18 protein-coding genes are annotated in these 15,618 nt (G+C 72.5%); 11 read left to right on the top strand and 7 right to left on the bottom strand.

Annotation, left to right across the window (positions count from 1 at the left end):
- Nucleotides 1-112 precede the first annotated feature (112 nt).
- Both OZN99_RS04925 and OZN99_RS04920 read left to right on the top strand, forming a co-directional pair.
- Nucleotides 113-1,492 (top strand): class II 3-deoxy-7-phosphoheptulonate synthase, encoded by a 1,380-nt coding sequence (locus OZN99_RS04925; RefSeq protein ID WP_270934065.1) that lies wholly within the window; start codon nt 113-115, stop codon nt 1,490-1,492.
- Nucleotides 1,489-2,664 carry a nicotinate phosphoribosyltransferase gene (locus tag OZN99_RS04920; RefSeq protein ID WP_270934064.1) on the top strand — a complete coding sequence of 392 codons (1,176 nt, stop codon included), beginning with the start codon at nt 1,489-1,491 and terminating at the stop codon, nt 2,662-2,664. Before OZN99_RS04925 ends, OZN99_RS04920 begins: the two co-directional genes overlap by 4 nt.
- A 43-nt stretch (nt 2,665-2,707) precedes the next feature.
- On the opposite strand, the gene OZN99_RS04915 is transcribed toward OZN99_RS04920, so the two are convergent.
- On the bottom strand, nt 2,708-3,733 hold the full coding sequence (locus tag OZN99_RS04915; RefSeq protein ID WP_270934063.1) for a 2OG-Fe(II) oxygenase family protein: 1,026 nt from the start codon (nt 3,731-3,733) through the stop codon (nt 2,708-2,710).
- 59 nt (nt 3,734-3,792) lie between these two features.
- On the opposite strand from OZN99_RS04915, the gene OZN99_RS04910 reads away from it, so the two are divergent.
- Both OZN99_RS04910 and OZN99_RS04905 read left to right on the top strand, forming a co-directional pair.
- A complete protein-coding gene (locus OZN99_RS04910) occupies nt 3,793-4,686 on the top strand; it encodes a DMT family transporter (protein ID WP_270934062.1) in 894 nt (297 codons plus the stop codon).
- 82 nt (nt 4,687-4,768) lie between these two features.
- Nucleotides 4,769-5,173 (top strand): hypothetical protein, encoded by a 405-nt coding sequence (locus tag OZN99_RS04905; RefSeq protein WP_270934061.1) that lies wholly within the window; start codon nt 4,769-4,771, stop codon nt 5,171-5,173.
- A 16-nt stretch (nt 5,174-5,189) separates the two neighbouring features.
- Here the strand turns inward: OZN99_RS04905 and OZN99_RS04900 are convergent, their stop codons facing one another.
- Nucleotides 5,190-5,573 carry a hypothetical protein gene (locus tag OZN99_RS04900; protein ID WP_270934060.1) on the bottom strand — a complete coding sequence of 128 codons (384 nt, stop codon included), beginning with the start codon at nt 5,571-5,573 and terminating at the stop codon, nt 5,190-5,192.
- A 129-nt stretch (nt 5,574-5,702) separates the two neighbouring features.
- On the opposite strand from OZN99_RS04900, the gene gltX reads away from it, so the two are divergent.
- Both gltX and cysS read left to right on the top strand, forming a co-directional pair.
- Nucleotides 5,703-7,034 (top strand): glutamate--tRNA ligase, encoded by a 1,332-nt coding sequence (gene gltX / locus OZN99_RS04895; protein WP_270934059.1) that lies wholly within the window; start codon nt 5,703-5,705, stop codon nt 7,032-7,034.
- 8 nt (nt 7,035-7,042) lie between these two features.
- On the top strand, nt 7,043-8,440 hold the full coding sequence (gene cysS, locus OZN99_RS04890) for a cysteine--tRNA ligase (RefSeq protein WP_270934058.1): 1,398 nt from the start codon (nt 7,043-7,045) through the stop codon (nt 8,438-8,440).
- A gap of 50 nt (nt 8,441-8,490) precedes the next feature.
- Here the strand turns inward: cysS and OZN99_RS04885 are convergent, their stop codons facing one another.
- Entirely contained in the window at nt 8,491-8,832 is a 342-nt protein-coding gene (locus OZN99_RS04885; protein ID WP_270934057.1) for an endonuclease domain-containing protein, read from the bottom strand.
- A gap of 167 nt (nt 8,833-8,999) precedes the next feature.
- Here OZN99_RS04885 and copM point away from each other — a divergent pair, with 167 nt between their 5' ends.
- Genes copM through OZN99_RS04865 form a run of 4 tightly spaced genes read left to right on the top strand, consistent with a single transcriptional unit; the run spans nt 9,000 to nt 12,046 of the window.
- Complete coding sequence (copM, locus tag OZN99_RS04880; protein WP_270934056.1) at nt 9,000-9,371, top strand: CopM family metallochaperone; 372 nt, start codon at nt 9,000-9,002, stop codon at nt 9,369-9,371.
- A gap of 10 nt (nt 9,372-9,381) precedes the next feature.
- A complete protein-coding gene (locus OZN99_RS04875; RefSeq protein WP_270934055.1) occupies nt 9,382-10,209 on the top strand; it encodes an RNA methyltransferase in 828 nt (275 codons plus the stop codon).
- A complete protein-coding gene (locus OZN99_RS04870; protein ID WP_270934054.1) occupies nt 10,206-11,078 on the top strand; it encodes an alpha/beta fold hydrolase in 873 nt (290 codons plus the stop codon). Before OZN99_RS04875 ends, OZN99_RS04870 begins: the two co-directional genes overlap by 4 nt.
- Complete coding sequence (locus OZN99_RS04865; RefSeq protein WP_270934053.1) at nt 11,075-12,046, top strand: Bug family tripartite tricarboxylate transporter substrate binding protein; 972 nt, start codon at nt 11,075-11,077, stop codon at nt 12,044-12,046. The genes OZN99_RS04870 and OZN99_RS04865 overlap by 4 nt, the downstream gene beginning before the upstream one ends.
- Here OZN99_RS04865 and OZN99_RS04860 read toward each other — a convergent pair.
- Nucleotides 12,033-12,242 carry a hypothetical protein gene (locus OZN99_RS04860; RefSeq protein ID WP_270934052.1) on the bottom strand — a complete coding sequence of 70 codons (210 nt, stop codon included), beginning with the start codon at nt 12,240-12,242 and terminating at the stop codon, nt 12,033-12,035. The genes OZN99_RS04865 and OZN99_RS04860 overlap by 14 nt on opposite strands.
- Nucleotides 12,243-12,451: 209 nt before the next feature.
- On the opposite strand from OZN99_RS04860, the gene rpsD reads away from it, so the two are divergent.
- Nucleotides 12,452-13,069 (top strand): 30S ribosomal protein S4, encoded by a 618-nt coding sequence (gene rpsD / locus OZN99_RS04855; protein ID WP_270934051.1) that lies wholly within the window; start codon nt 12,452-12,454, stop codon nt 13,067-13,069.
- A 301-nt stretch (nt 13,070-13,370) separates the two neighbouring features.
- Here rpsD and OZN99_RS04850 read toward each other — a convergent pair whose 3' ends face one another.
- The 3 genes from OZN99_RS04850 to OZN99_RS04840 all read right to left on the bottom strand — a co-directional run.
- Nucleotides 13,371-14,066 carry a lysophospholipid acyltransferase family protein gene (locus OZN99_RS04850; protein WP_270934050.1) on the bottom strand — a complete coding sequence of 232 codons (696 nt, stop codon included), beginning with the start codon at nt 14,064-14,066 and terminating at the stop codon, nt 13,371-13,373.
- A gap of 1 nt (nt 14,067) precedes the next feature.
- Nucleotides 14,068-15,042 carry a phosphatidate cytidylyltransferase gene (locus tag OZN99_RS04845; protein WP_270934049.1) on the bottom strand — a complete coding sequence of 325 codons (975 nt, stop codon included), beginning with the start codon at nt 15,040-15,042 and terminating at the stop codon, nt 14,068-14,070.
- A partial coding sequence (locus tag OZN99_RS04840) for a CDP-alcohol phosphatidyltransferase family protein (RefSeq protein ID WP_270934048.1) occupies nt 15,039-15,618 on the bottom strand: 580 nt, incomplete at its 5' end. The genes OZN99_RS04840 and OZN99_RS04845, both read right to left, overlap by 4 nt.

Below are 15,618 nucleotides of genomic sequence, written 5' to 3'. Positions count from 1 at the left end.
GGCTGGGCGCCGCTGCGCGCAGGGGAGGTCTGCCCCAGCCGCACAACCCGGCGTTTGCCCTGGCCACGCAGCCCGCTATGGTGCCCCACATTCGAGTGGAGCGCCGAAGACAATGCTTGCGCGTGCGTGGAGCCCGGACTCCTGGCGGGCCATGCCGATCCGTCAGGTCCCCGACTATCCCGACCAGGCCGCCCTGGCGGCGATGGAAGCCAAGCTGCGGCGATTTCCCCCCCTCGTATTTGCAGGTGAGGCTGAGCGGCTGAAGGCCCAGCTGGCGCGTGCAGGCGATGGGTCCGCCTTCGTCCTCCAGGGAGGCGACTGCGCAGAAAGCTTCGCCGAGTTCAACACCAACACCATCCGCGACACCTTCCGGGTGCTGCTGCAGATGGCCGTGGTGCTGACCTTCGGCGGCGGGCTGCCGGTGGTGAAGCTCGGCCGCATGGCCGGCCAGTTCGCCAAGCCGCGCAGCTCCGATACGGAGACGGTGGACGGCACGACCCTGCCCTCCTACCGCGGCGACATCATCAACGGCCCGGACTTCACCGCGACCGCGCGCGTGCCCGACCCGACGCGGATGGAGTTCGCCTACCTGCAATCGGCGTCCACGCTGAACCTGCTGCGCGCATTCGCGACCGGCGGCTATGCCGACCTGCACCAGGTGCACCGCTGGAACCTGGACTTCGCCCGGCGCAGCCCGCTCGCCGGCCGGTACGAGGACCTGGCGCACCGCATCGACGAGACGCTGTCCTTCATGTCGGCCTGCGGCATGTCCGACCTGCCGCAGGTGCGCGAGACCGACTTCTACACGAGCCACGAATCCCTGCTGCTGCCCTTCGAGGAGGCGCTGACGCGCGAGAGCAGCGTGCATCCGGGCCGGCACTGGGCGTGCAGCGCGCACTTCCTCTGGATCGGCGACCGCACCCGCCAGCCGGATGGCGCGCATGTGGAATTCATGCGCGGCGTGCAGAACCCGATCGGCATGAAGGTCGGCCCCAGCATGGAAGCCGACGAGCTGGTGCGCCTGACCGAGATCCTGAACCCCGGCAACGAGAAGGGGCGCCTCACCCTCATCTCCCGCATGGGTGCGGACAAGGTGGAGGCGAAGCTGCCGCCGCTGCTGCGCGCCGTGAAGGAGGCCGGGCGGAACGTGGTGTGGATCTGCGATCCCATGCACGGCAACGGCGTCAAGGCCGGCGCGTACAAGACCCGCAGCTTCGACGCCATCCTCGAGGAGGTGAAGCGCTTCTTCGACTGCCACGCAGCGGAAGGCACCATCCCCGCCGGCGTGCATGTCGAGATGACCGGGCAGAACGTGACGGAATGCCTGGGCGGCGCGCATCGCCTGGTGGAGGCCGACCTGGCACGGAACTACGCCACCTTCTGCGACCCGCGGCTCAACGCCGAGCAGTCGCTGGAGCTGGCCTTCCTGCTGGCCGAGGAGCTGAAGGCGCGCCGCGGCGGCGTGCAGGTGCCCGCCCAGGCCGCGCAATGACGGATGGCGGCGCGGCGGCGCGACGGGCGGAGGCGGCGGACGACGCCGCCATCGCCGCGCGCACCGACAGCTACTTCAACCGCACCAAGGCGATCGTCCAGCGCTTCGGCGATTGCCGCGTCACCTACGCCGTCTTCCTCCGCCGGCCGGTGATCTCCGCGCCGCGGCTGGCGGTGGACTGGCTGGAGACGGTCGCGAAGGCGCGCGGCACCGCCTTCGACATCGAGCTGATGCACGAGGAAGGCGCTTGGGTCGGCGCCGGCGATCCGCTGTTCTACCTCTCCGGCTCCTTCGCGCAGCTCGTGGATCTCGAGACGATCGTGCTGCAGAAGCTGGGCGCGGCCTGCGTCGCCGCGCACAACGCCTACCAGATGTGCCTCGAGCTGCCGAACGTGCCCTTCCTGGCGATGGAGGCGCGCCACTGCGCCGGCGCCGAGATGCAGGAGATGATGGCCTATGCGGCCTCGGTCGGCGGCGCGGCGGCGCGGCGCGAGGGCGCGAAGGGCTTCATCGGCAACGCCAACGACGCCACCGCCCATTGGTACGGTCCGGGCAAGGGCAGGGGCACCATGCCGCACGCCCTGATCGGCTATGCCGGCTCCACCGTCCGCGCCGCGGAGATGTTCCACGAGACCTTCCCCGACGCCGACCTGACCGTGCTGACCGACTATTTCGGCCGCGAGGTCACGGACGGCCTGGAGGTCTGCCGCCGCTTTCCCGACCTGGCCGCCGCCGGCCGCATGGCGGTACGCCTCGACACCCATGGCGGACGATTCCTGGAAGGGCTCGACCCCGCGGAATCCTACGCGGTGCTGGAACGCCACGCACCCAACGCCGTGCGCCGCTACCGCAGCGAGACGGAGCTGCGCCACCTCGTCGGCACCGGCGTCTCCGCCGCCGCCATCTGGCGCATGCGCGAAGCGCTGGACGAGGCCGGCTTCCCGAAGGTGCGCATCGTCGCCTCCTCCGGCTTCGGCGTGGGCAAGTGCCGCGTGATGGCGGAAGCGAAGGCGCCTATCGACGTGGTCGGCACCGGCAGCTTCATCCCCGACGCCTGGTCGGAGACCTACGCCACGGCCGACATCGTGGACTACGACGGCCAGAAGCGCGTGAAGGTCGGCCGCGAATTCCTGCTGCGCGCCGCCCCGCGGCGCCGCAACGGCGGCGGCTGAGGCCGTTGCCGGGAGGGCAGTGCCCTCCCGCAGCGGCCACGGCCTACCGCAGCTGCACGCCCTGCTGGCCGCGGGCGGCGGCGTCGGCCATCAGCTTGCGTTCCTGTTGGGCGCCTTCGGCATCGGTGAAGAAGGTGAAGATGGCGAAGCGACGGCCCCGCGTGACGGGCAGTGCCTCGTGCAGAAGGTCGCAGCAGAAGATGGCGGCGCCGCCGGCGCCGGGCTCGTAGAGCTCCGGGCCGAATTCCGCGAAGCGCAGCATGCCGCCTTCATAGGCGCCGGTGTTCAGGTTCAGGCTCATCGCGAAGCGGCGATGCGCGGTGTAGGGCGTGCGGTTGTCGCGATGCGCGCCGAAGGCCCCGGCATTCGCCGAATCGTAGCAGCCGATGCGCGGCGCCTCGAAGCTGGCGGCGCGGAAGCGGTAGGCGCGCCACATCTCCGGCAGCACGCGGCGTTCCATGCGGCGGTGGAAGCCCTCGTAGAGTGCGCGGTCGGAGAGGAACACGTCGCTGCGCCGCTTGATCGAGGGCGCGGCATCCGCGCCGGCGGCGGCGGAGGCGACGCGGTCCTGCGTCTTTTCGCTGGCCTCCCAATGCGCCAGCAGGGCCGCGATGAATTCGGGCTCCAGCACCTCGGGGATCAGCAGCACCGGTGCGCCGCCGCGGCGCACCGGCGGGTCGTCCGGCTCTTCCGGCAGCATCGCGATGGCGGCGTCCATCGCGCCGTCGCCGGCCCGGGCGAAGGCGAGCCGGCCGCGCGGCGAGATCACGGCGACCCCGCCCTCCGGCAGGCCGAGGCCGGCGAAGACCTTGCGCTCCGGATCGAACAGGCGCTGCGGGCCTTCGTTGCGGCGGGCACCGTCGGGTTTCTGCGGCGCGACCAGCAGCACCACGGCGCCGCGCGCCTCCGCCGCGGCCATCAGCGATGCGGCGGGCGGGCGGCCGAGCACCAGCACGCGGTGCTGCCCTGCGATGCCCTGCTGCATCAGGTCGTAGGGCTGGCCGGTGGCATCGGGCAGGACCAGGGGTGGCAGGATGTCCCCGGGGCGGAAGGCGTTGGGCGTGCTCATGGCTGCCATTCTCGCACCCCGATGGGCGGCGGGGGAACATGGCCCTAGGATCGCGCGCGATGCAGCCGCCCCCGCACCCGGATCGCCGAGAGCGGCGCATCGGCTATGCCAGTGCCTGCGCCGTCCTGGCGCTGTGGACCGGCTTCCTGGTCTTCTCCCGCATGTCGGTGCGGCAGGATTTCACGGCCTGGGACGTGGCGGCGCTGCGCTACGCCGGATCCTTCATGGTCGCGCTGCCGCTGGTGCTCTGGCTTGGCCTGCCGCGGCTGCCGCCGCGCCGCGTCGCGGCGCTGGTCGCCAGCGCGTCCTTCGGCTTCCCGCTGCTGGCCTATCTGGGCTTCGGGATGGCGCCGGCGGCGCATGGCGGGGTGCTGATGCCGGGCACGCTGCCCTTCATGACCGCCGCGCTCGGCGCCGTGGTGCTGGCCGAGGACTGGACGCGCCGGCGGCTGTTGTCGCTGGGCGTCGTGGCGCTGGGCATCGCGCTGCTGGCGCTGGACACCTTCGGCGCGCATCCCGGCGCCTGGCGGGGCGACCTGCTGTTCCTGGCCGCCGGGGCGTCCTGGGCGGTCTATACCGTGCTGGTGCGGCTGTGGGGCATCGGCGCGATGCCGGCGACGCTGCTGCTCGCGCTGGTGCCGGCGCCGCTCTACCTGCCGGTCTGGTGGCTGCTGCTGCCCTCCAACCTGCACGCGGTGCCGCTGGGCGCGGCGGCGTTCCAGTTCGTCTGGCAGGGGGCTTTCGCGACTGTCCTGGCGGGCTTCCTGTTCACCCGGGCCGTTGCTGCGATCGGCGCCGCGCGCACCACCACGATCACCGCCCTGACCCCGGCCCTGGCCGCGCTGGCCGCCTGGCCGCTGCTGGGCGAGGCGCTGGGCCTGGCCGGGCTCGCCGGCGTGGCGATGGTCTCGGCGGGGATGATCCTGGGCGTCGTCACGCCCCGCCGGCGTTGAGCGCATTGCCACAAGGCGCGTTGATGCCCCCGGCGGCCACGCCCACCTGCCCATCCTGCCCAGGTTTCACGGAGATCGGCGCATGAGCGACACCACGGACGACGAGGACCCGATCTTCGCCGAGGCGCTGTCCGCGCCGGCCGGGCTGGCGGTGCGCATCCTGGACCTCTCGGGCGCCAATGGGTCGGACCCGGTGGAGGTCGTGCGCGGCTTCCGCAGCGTGGCCCATGCCAATGCCTTCGCCCGCCGCTACGTGCGCGACAGCCTGGACCGCTGCCGGACGCGGGGCATGGCGGCGGATGCCGTGCTGGAAGCCTGGTTCGCCTATGGCGAGGATGCGGAGGTGGTCGGCGGCGGCGACGAGGCGTGGAAGAGCGCGACGGAGCTGCACGCCTTCGCCGAATGCAGCGCCACGGATGCCGAGGAGCGCAACTGGCGCGTCCTCGACCCGCGGCGGGAGGATGACGAAGCGGAGGAGGAGGAGTGACCGGGCCTGGCCCGGCTCACCACCCCGCCTTGTAGCCCCAGGCCGGCGCCGGCTGGTACACCACCGGCGGGGGCTGGTACACGACCGGCGGCGGCGCGTAGTACACCGGCGGGGGCGCATAGTAGACGGGCGGCGGCGGCGGGGCCGCATAGGCCGAGCCGATCGCGGCGCCGACGCCAAGGCCGACGATGGCGCCGAGCGCCAGCCCGGCCCCGGGGCCGGGCCCGTAGTAGCGCGGCGCATAGTAGCGCGGCGGCGGCGGGGGGGGCGCGTAGTAGCGCGGCCCACCACCCCAGCCCCGGCCCCGCCAGCCATCGGCCTGCGCCACCACCGGTGCGGCGACGGTGCCGGCGAGCACCAGCCCGGTCACGGCCAGGGCACGGAACGCGGTCGTCCTCATCTCGTAACTCCCCGGGGGGAACTCCCCCGACCTCAGCCTCGCATGGAACGCCTGGATTGCGCCGAGATGATGGCGGCGCGGCGCGGCCTGCCTTGCCTTCGTTCCCCATCTGGCGTTCCTGTCGCCGCGATGAAGGTCCGTTTCGCGCCCTCCCCTACCGGTCTGCTGCATGTCGGGAATGCCCGCATTGCCATCGCCAACTGGTGCCTGGCGCGCCAGCGCGGCGGGCGCTTCCTGCTGCGCCTGGACGACACCGACACCGAACGCTCGAAGCCCGAATTCGCGGAGGGGATCGAGGAGGATCTGCGCTGGCTCGGCCTCGACTGGGACGAGTTCCTGAAGCAGACCGACCGGCTGGACCGTTACGCCGCGGCGGCCGAGCGGCTGAAGGCCTCCGGCCGCCTCTATCCCTGCCTCGAGACCGAGGAGGAGCTGGCCTACAAGCGGGAGCAGCGCATCCGCCAGGGCAAGCCGCCGCTCTACGACCGCGCGGCGCTGAAGATGACGAAGGAGCAGCTGGACCGCGCCATCGCCAACGGCAAGTCGCCGCATTGGCGCTTCCTGCTCTCGGGCGGCAGCGTGGAATGGCAGGACGGCGTGCTGGGCAAGCGCTCCGTCAAGCTCACCAGCCTGTCGGACCCGGTGCTGATCCGGGCCGATGGCAGCTTCCTCTACACCTTCACCTCCGTGGTGGACGATCTGGAAACCGGGATCACGGACGTGGTCCGCGGCGAGGACCACGTGACCAACACCGGCATCCAGATCGACATCCTGGCCGCCCTGGGCGGCCGGCCCGGCGCCATCCGCTTTGCCCACCTGCCGCTGCTGACGGATGCGGATGGCGGGCCGCTGTCGAAGCGGCTGGGCAGCCTCGGGTTGCGGCAGCTGCGGCGCGACGGCGTGGAACCGGCGGCGCTGGTCGGCTACCTGGCCGCGCTCGGCTCCGCGATGGATCCGGTGCCCGGCACGCCGGCGGAGGTCGCGGGGTCCTACGACCTCGGGAAGGTCTCCCGTTCCGCCGCGCGCTTCGATCCCAAGCAGTTGCTCGCGCTCAACCGGAAATGGCTGCACGGCCTGCCCTTCGCGGCGGTGCAGGACCGGCTGCCGCCGGGGGCAGGCGAGGATTTCTGGCTTGCGGTGCGCGGCAACCTCGACCTGTTCCGCGAAGTCCGTGATTGGTGGGACGTCGTGGCCGGCGATATCGTGCCAATGGGCGAGCCCGCCGATGCCGAGCTGCTGCGCATCGCGACGGAGACGCTGCCCGAGGAGCCCTGGGATGAGGCCACTTGGCCGGCCTGGACCGCAGCCGTGGCGGAGCGCACCGGGCGCAAGGGCAAGGCGCTGTATCTGCCGCTGCGCCGGGCGCTCACCGGCGAGGACCACGGGCCGGACCTCAAGGCCTTCCTTCCCTTGATCGGCCGCGCGCGGGCGCTGTTGCGCCTGCGCCAGGCGACGGGCTGACAGACGCGATGGACCTGCACCTCCACAACAGCGCGACGCGCCGCAAGGAGCGGTTCGAGCCGCTCGATCCGCAGCATGTGCGGATGTATGTCTGCGGTCCGACGGTCTACGACCTGGCGCATCTGGGCAATGCGCGGCCGAACGTGGTGTTCGACGTGCTCGCCCGCCTGCTGCGCCGGCTGTATCCGAAGGTCACCTACGCGCGGAACATCACCGACGTCGAGGACAAGATCATCGACCGCGCGCGGGAGAGCGGCGAGCCGATCGACAGCGTGACCGCGCGGACCACCGCCGACTTCCACCGCGACATGGCCGCGCTCGGCGTGCTGCCGCCCGATGTGGAGCCGCGCGCCACGGGCACCATCCCGGAGATGGTGCAGCTGATCGAGCGGCTGATCACCAACGGCAACGCCTATGAAGCGCAGGGCCATGTGCTGTTCGCCGTGGCGTCCTTCGCGCAGTACGGCGCGCTCTCCGGCCGTTCGCGCGACGAGATGATCGCGGGCGCGCGGGTAGAGGTGGCGCCCTACAAGCGCGATCCCGGCGACTTCGTGCTGTGGAAGCCCTCCACGCCCGACCAGCCGGGCTGGGACAGCCCCTGGGGCCGCGGCCGGCCGGGCTGGCACATCGAGTGCAGCGCGATGTCGTGGAAGCATCTCGGCCCCGATTTCGACATCCATGGCGGCGGCGCCGACCTGCTGTTCCCGCACCACGAGAACGAGGTGGCGCAGAGCCTCTGCGCGTTTCCGGGCTCGCATTTCGCGAAGTACTGGATGCACAACGGCATGCTGCTGGTGGACGGCGAGAAGATGTCGAAGTCGCTCGGCAACTTCCGCACCGTGCAGGACATCCTGGCGCTGGGGCCCTGGGCCGGCGAGGCGTTCCGGCTGCTGCTGCTGAAGACGCAGTACCGGGCGGCGCTGGACTACACGGAAGCGGGGCTGCAGGAGGCGCGGCGCGAGCTCGACCGCTTCTACCGCGCGCTGTCGAAGATGGCGGATGTCGCGCCCGAGCGCGGCGAGGACCCGCACCCGGTGGAGCAGCCGCCGGTGGAGCAGGCGCTGGCCGACGACCTCAACACGCCGCTGGCGCTGGCGTCGCTGCATCACCTGGTCTCGGCCGCGAACACGGCGCTGGAGGCCGGCGACGCTGCGGCGCTGCCGCACCTGAAGGGGCGCATTCTGGCGGCGGGCGCGGTGCTCGGGATCCTGCAGCAGGATCCCGCAGCCTGGTTCCGCGCCGGCGTGGAGGTGGACGCCGCCGCCATCGAAGCCGCCATCGCCGCCCGCCTCGCCGCGCGCAAGGCGAAGAACTGGCCGGAGGCCGACCGCATCCGCAAGGAACTCGCTGACCAGGGCATCCTGCTGGAGGACGGGCCGAGCGGGACGACGTGGCGGAGGGCGTGACTCCGTCCCCCGCACATCGGGGGAGGGTCGGGGTGGGGGCGCGAGCGCCCTCAGTCATCCGGCTGCGCGAGCGCCTCAGCAATCCGCTGCACCACGCCGGCCGTGTTCGACAGCACCTCGTTGTTCCAGAAGCGCAGAACGTGCCAACCGGCTGCGCGCAGCGCTGCGTCGCGCTCCGCGTCGTCGCGGCCGCCATGCTGCCCGCCATCCACTTCGACGATGAGACGCGCACGCGGGGCAGCGAAGTCTGCGACGTAGGGCGGGATCGGGTGCTGGCGCCGGAACCGCACGCCGAGGGCATCATGGCGGAGCGCCTGCCACAACGTACGCTCGGCATGGGTCGTGTCTCGGCGCAGGCGCCGAGCGGTGGCGTGCTGCTGGCGGCTTGGCATGCGGCGAGCCTAGCCGGAGGTCGTTGGTTCCACAGCAGGTTCGCGCCCCCACCCCGACCCTCCCCCGCCATGCGGGGGAGGGAGCAAGGCGCGCGAGCGGGAAGGGCTTGCCTTCCCGCCGTGGCAATGTCGCAGGACCGCCCGAGCTACCCATCGGAGACCCCGCCATGACCCGTCCCGCCCTCGCCGCCCTCCTCGCCCTGACAAGCCTCGCCACCCCCGCCTTCGCCCAGCAGGGGCATGGCGCGCATGGCGCGGCGCGGCAGGCGAACGAGCCCGCCTCGACCCGCGAGTTCCGCGCCGCCAACGACCGCATGCACCGCGACATGGCCATCCGCTGGACCGGCAATGCCGACCGCGACTTCGCAGCCGCGATGATCCCGCACCACCAGGGCGCTATCGAGATGGCCCGCATCCAGCTGCGCCACGGCACCGATCCGGAGATGCGCCGCCTGGCGGAGGAGATCATCCGCGCGCAGGAAGCCGAGATCGCGCAGCTGCGCGCCTTCCTCGCGCGCACGGCGCCGCCGGCGCGATGATGCGGGCCCGATGACCGGCGGCCGCGGAGAGGGCGGCGCGGCACTGACGCCGCCACCCGGCGAAAGCCCGATCGTCGTGCTGGTGCGGCCGCAGATGGCGGCCAATATCGGCACGGCCGCACGGGCCATGGCCAATGGCGGGCTCTTCCACCTGCGCATCGTCGCCCCGCGCGACGGCTGGCCGCAGCCCAACGCCTATGCGGCGGCCTCCGGCGCCGATGCGATCCTGGACGCCGCGCAGCTCTTCCCGGACATCCGCAGCGCGGTCGCCGACTGCCACCGCGTCTTCGGCACCTGCCCGCGCCCGCGCCACGTCGTCGTGCCCATCCGCGACGCGCGCGCCGCGGCCGAGGATTTCCGCGAGGTCAACGGCCGCGGGCTCCGGCTCGCCGTGCTGTTCGGCCCGGAGCGCGCGGGGCTCGACTCCGACGACCTCGCGCATTGCGACACGCTGGTGCGCTATCCGCTGAACCCGCAGCACAACTCGCTGAACCTGGCGCAGGCCGTGATGATCCTGGCCTATGAATGGTGGATGGCGCAGGAGACGACACCGCCGCGCCAGCTGCAGACGCATGAGACACGCATCGCCACCAAGGCGGAGCTGGAGAACTTCCTGGATCGCCTGGTGGCGGAGCTCGACGCCAGCGGCTTCCTGCACAACGCCCCGAAGCGACCGGGCATGGTGCGCAACCTCCGCCACTGGTTCCAGCGCGGCGAGGTGACGGAGCAGGAGCTGCGCACGCTGCATGGCGTGGTGACGGAGCTCGCGCGCGGCCGCATGGTCCGCGGCCGTTTCGCCGGCGAGGCGCCGGCGCTGCCGTGGGAGGAGACGACGTGACCCTTCACCCCGACGGCACGCCGATCCCGCCGCTGCCCGACCTGCGCTTCGTGGAGCTCGATGCCGCGGCGCTCGGCCTGGAAGGCGGGCGGATATCCTACATGGAGGCGGGCGAGAGCAAGCAGCGCACCATCCTCTGCCTGCACGGCATCGGCTCCAACAGCATGGGCTGGCGCTTCTCGCTGGCGGGGCTGTCGCGGCACGCCCGCGTCATCGCCTGGAACGCGCCGGGCTACATGCTCTCCGACAACTTCGCGACCGCCGCGCCGACGCCTGGCCAGTATGTCGAGGTCGCGGTGGCGCTGCTCGATGCGCTCGGCGTGAAGGGGCCGGTGTGTCTCGCCGGCTCCTCCTTCGGCTCGATGCTCGCGGCCTGCATGGCGGCGCGGCATCCGGACCGCGTGGCGCGGCTCGCGCTGCTCGGCACCTCCCGCGGGCAGCGCTGGAAGGGGAAGGAGGAGCGCGCGCGCATGCTGGCGATGCGCGAGGCCTCGATCGCCGAGGGCCCGATGGCGCTGGCCCGCACCCGCAGCGACAACCTGGTCGCCGCCGGCACGCCGGAGGCGGTGCGCGCCATGGTGCGCAACGTGGTCGCCGCCACCAACCCGCGCGCCTACCTGCAGGCGGCGCGCTGCACGGATGCGGTGGACGTGGTGGAGGATTTCGCCCCGCGCATCGCCTGCCCGACGCTCTGCATCACCGGCGACGCCGACACGGTGAACCCGCCGGTGGTCGGCCACGCGGTCGCGGCGGCGATCCCCGGCGCGCGCTTCGTCTCCCCGCTGCGCATCGGCCACCTTGCGGAGCTGGAGGCGCCGATGCAGACGCTCGGCCTGCTGCGCAACCACTTCCTCGGGGATGCCGGATGATCCGCCGCCGCCCGCTGCTGCTCGCCGCGCTGGCCGCGCCCGCCGTTGCGCGGGCGCAAGCCGATGCCTTCCCGACGCGGCAGGTGAGGATCGTTGTCCCCTTCCCGGCGGGCGGCGGGCTGGATGCGCTGGCCCGCGCGCTGGCGGAGCGTCTGCAGCCGGCCTGGCGGCAGGCGGTGGTGGTGGACAACCGGCCGGGCGGCGCGACCGTGCCGGGCACCGACATCGTCGCCAAGGCGGCGCCGGACGGGCACACGCTGCTGATCACCGCGGACAACTCCATCACCTCCAACCCGCATCTGATCCGCAACCTGCCGCACGACCCGATGCGCGACCTCGCGCCCGTCTCGCACCTGGTGGACGTGCACCAGATGGTGGTGGTGCATGCCGCGCTGGGCGTGACGGACATGGCGGGGCTGGTGGCCGCGGCGCGGGCGCGGCCGGGCGCGCTCAACTTCGCCTCCTACGGCAATGCCTCGCAGCCGCACCTGGCCTTCGGCGCGCTGGCCGCGCGGGAGCGGCTGGAACTGGTGCACGTGCCCTATCGCGGCCTGCCGCCGGCGGTGATGGCGACGGTGGCGGGCGAGACACAGATGACGCTGACCGGCATCCCGACCGGTGCCGAGCACATTCGCGCCGGCACGCTGCGCGCGCTGGCGATCGGGCGGGACACGCGCAGCGACCGCTTGCCCGACGTGCCGACGCTGATCGAGGCCGGCTATGCCGAGATCGACCCGCGCACCTGGTTCGGCGCCTTCGCCCCCGCCGGCACGCCGCCAGCGCTGGTGGCGCGGCTGCAGGCCGACCTGGCCGCCGCCATCGCGGAGCCCGCGCTGCGCGCCCGCTTCGTGGACGCCGCCGGCTTCACGCTGCATGCCCGCACGCCCGAGGCGACCGCCGCCTTCCTGCGCGAGGACCTGGACTACAAGCGCCGCCTGATCGCCGCGGCGGGTATCACCCCGGATTGAGGCGCTTCGCCAGCTTCCGCGCCAGCAGATAGCCTAGCAGCCCGCCCGCGGGCGCGCCGGGCAGGGCCAGCAGCCAGCCGATATGGATCCCGTCGGCGACCAGCCCCATGCCGATGCCGAACATCAGGCCGCCCACCAGGCTGCCGACCACACCGGCCGTCAGGCCGAGCACCAGGATCTCTTCGCGCGTGACCATGCGCGCGCAGTAGGGGAGGGGCCGGCGGTTTGACAAGCCGGCGACCCGCCGCCTATACGCCGCGCTCCTTCCGGGAACGCGGACGAGGGATGATCCCTCGCGCCCGCCCGCGGCGGCTTCGGCCGGCGTGGGACTACCGGGACAACCAGGGCCGATACCCCGGCCCATCGAAGAAGGACCGGTGCCGAGAGGCCCGGCAGGTGCAGCGCATGACGAAGCGCGCCGAATCCAAGTACAAGATCAACCGCCGCCTGGGCGTGAACCTCTGGGGCCGCGCCAAGTCCCCGGTGGCCAAGCGCGAATACGGCCCCGGCCAGCACGGCCAGCGACGCAAGCAGAAGCCCACCGACTACGGCGTGCAGCTGATGGCCAAGCAGAAGCTCAAGGGCTACTACGGCAACATCGGCGAGAAGCAGTTCCGCAAGTATTACGAGGAGGCGGTGCGCCGCAAGGGCGACACCTCCGAGAACCTGATCGAGCTGCTGGAACGGCGGCTGGACACCGTGGTGTATCGCATGAAGTTCGCCGTCACGCCCTTCGCGGCGCGGCAGTTCGTGAACCACGGCCATGTCACGGTGAACGGCAAGCGGCTCAACATCCCCTCCTACCTCGTCAAGGACACCGACGTGATCGAGGTGAAGGAGAAGTCGAAGCAGATGACCGCGCTGCTGGATGCCGCGCAGTCCGGCGAGCGCGACGTGCCCGAGTATATCGAGGTGGACCACCGCGCCATGCGTGGCCGCGTTCTGCGCGCGCCGAAGCTGACCGACGTGCCCTATCCCGTGCAGATGGAGCCGAACCTGGTCGTCGAGTTCTACTCGCGCTGATCGGGGTCACATCCCGAGCCTGCCGAGGCGCCGGTCCCGCAAGGGGCCGGCGCTTTGCGTTTCCGGGCCGGGAGAAATGCCCGGCCGGCGTGTCCGCCGGCCGGGCCAAGGCAAAGAGAGGAAGGAAACGCCTCGCGCAAGCCGTTCGCCTGGCGCGGTCAGGCAGCAACCGGGCGGGACCGCCGTTGGGGAGGCCTGCGGCCCCGCGCCAGTTGTCAGGTTAGCCTTACACCCGCCTTCCGATGTTGTCATGCTGAATTGACGGTGCCCGCTCGATATTTCCCACGACGATCGGCGCGCGTCACCGCGCCGCGGCCAAAGCCGCCACCGCTGCGCGGCATGCCGCGGTGAAAGCGGCGCGGTCGCCCTCCATCGACAGCGGCGCGCCGATGCGCAGCCGCAGCTTCCCGGGCCGAGGCCATCGCCGCTGCGGCGGCCAGGCGGCGTGCGCGCCCTCGATCCAGCAGGGCACCACCGCCACGCCGGTCCCGGCCACCAGCGCCGCCAGGCCGGGCTGGAACTCGCCCATCTCTCCGCTGCGGCTGCGCGTGCCCTCGGGGAACAGGATGTAGACGAGGCGGTCCTCCACCAGCCGCTCCCGCAGCATGCGGATGTCGCCGCGCTGCGTCTTGCCGCGCCAGATCGGCATGGCGTTGATGGCATAGGCCGCGAAGGCGGCGCCCGCGCCGCTGCCGAAGAACACTTCGCCGGCCGCCAGCGCATGCGCCGCGCGCCCGGCCTCGCCGCGCAGCGACGCGGCCAGCACCAGCGCATCCAGATGGCTGCCGTGGTTGGCGATCAGCACGAAGGGGGCGGCGGGCAGGTTCTCCCGCCCGGTCACCTCCAGCCGGTGGAACACCCGGAAGTAGAGTCGCAGCAGCCAGCGCCAGGCGGCGTTCGCGGCCACGCCGAACAGCCCGCGCTCCCGCGCCAGGCTGCGCAGCCGGTCGCCAGGGGCAAGGCCCAGATCGCGCGCGGGGCGCAGCTTCCAGTCCATCTCAGCCACCGCCGGTGATCAGCCGCACGGGCTGCCCCTCCCCGATGCCGACCAGGTAGTGCACGAGGTGGAACACCGCGGGCGCCACCAGCAGCAGGCTGTTGAAGCGATCCAGGATGCCGCCATGGCCGGGCAGCACCGCGCCCATGTCCTTGATGCCGATGTCCCGCTTGATGGAGGACAGCATCAGGTCGCCGAGCTGCCCCGCCACGCTGACCAGCACGCCGAACACCACCAGCCAGTGCCACTGGCCCATCGGCGTTCCCGCGAACAGCGCGGCGCCGATCAGCGCCACCACGCTGGCCGTGACCACCACCGCGCCGAGCGAGCCGGAGATCGTCTTGTTCGGGCTGGTCGCCGGCAGCAGCTTCGGCCCGCCGATCAGCTTGCCGCAGGTGAAGGCGGCCACGTCGTTCAGCGCCACGGCGGTCAGCAGCAGCAGCACCAGCGGCCGGTAGCCCGGGTCGTTCGCCATGTAGCCGAGATGCGCCAGGCCGGCGCCAAAGAGCATGGTGCCGAACACCGCGAGCCCGACGCGCTGGATGTAGCCCTGCGGCCGGTCGAGCGGGATGGAGGCCACCGCCAGCAGGCAGACCGAGAGCGGCCAGAGCGCCACGAAGAAGCCGTACCAGTTGTCGAGCGCCGCGAAGTTCATCGCCAGGATCGCGACCACCACCGCGGCCGACAGCACCCGGTCGCGGAACAGCCCTGTGGCGCGGGCGTATTCGCGGTAGCAGGCCAGCGCGAGGACGGTCACCGCCGCGATGGTCCATTCCCGTCCGGCCAGCACCGGCCCCAGCATCAGCGGCAGCAGCACGCACCAGGACCCCAGCCGCAGCCACAGCTCCCGCCGCAGGTCGGGCCGCACGCGGCCGGTGGCGGAGAGCCAGCCGATGGCCGCGGCGGCGCCGGCGACGACGGCGACGGTGGCGGAGACGATCCAGACGGTGACGGGATGCGCGAAGGCGACGCTCATCGTGCCGCCCTCCGTGCCGCCAGCACGCGCCAGGCGCCCGACAGCCGGCGCCAGGTGGTGACCAGGGAGAGCAGCAGGATGACCCACAGAGCCAGCATCGGCAGGCCGGTGGCCCAGGCGGCGGGCACCAGCGCGCACCACACCGCCAGCGCCGTCACCAGCGCCATGCGGTGCTGCTTCGCCATCGGGCCGCGGAAGTCGCTCGGCGCGCCCGCCGCCTTGCCGACCGCGCGCACATAGGCCGTCGCCATCGCCGCCAGCGCCGCGGCCAGCCCGAGCGCGACGTCACCCGCCGCGATGCCGAGTCCGAGCAGCACGGCCGTGTCGCTCACGCGGTCCGGTACCTCGTTGAACAGCTCGCCAGCCGGCGAGGCGATGCCGCGCCCGATCGCCACCATGCCGTCCAGCAGGTTGGCCAGCAGCCGCAGCTGCACGCAGAGCGCGCCAAGCAGCCAGAGCGGCCGCGCCGCCTCCGGCCACCAGGCGGTGCCGGCCAGGGCGAGGCCGCCGACCAGCCCCGCCGCCATGCCGGCCAGCGAGATCCCGTCCGCCGAGGCGCCGCGCGCCACCAGCCAG

The sequence above is a fragment of the Falsiroseomonas oryzae genome, assembly GCF_027856955.1.
Classification (GTDB): Bacteria; Pseudomonadota; Alphaproteobacteria; order Acetobacterales; family Acetobacteraceae; genus Falsiroseomonas; species Falsiroseomonas oryzae.
The sequence above is the reverse complement of the archived record's forward strand: the minus strand, read 5'-3'. Positions and strand labels throughout refer to the sequence as shown.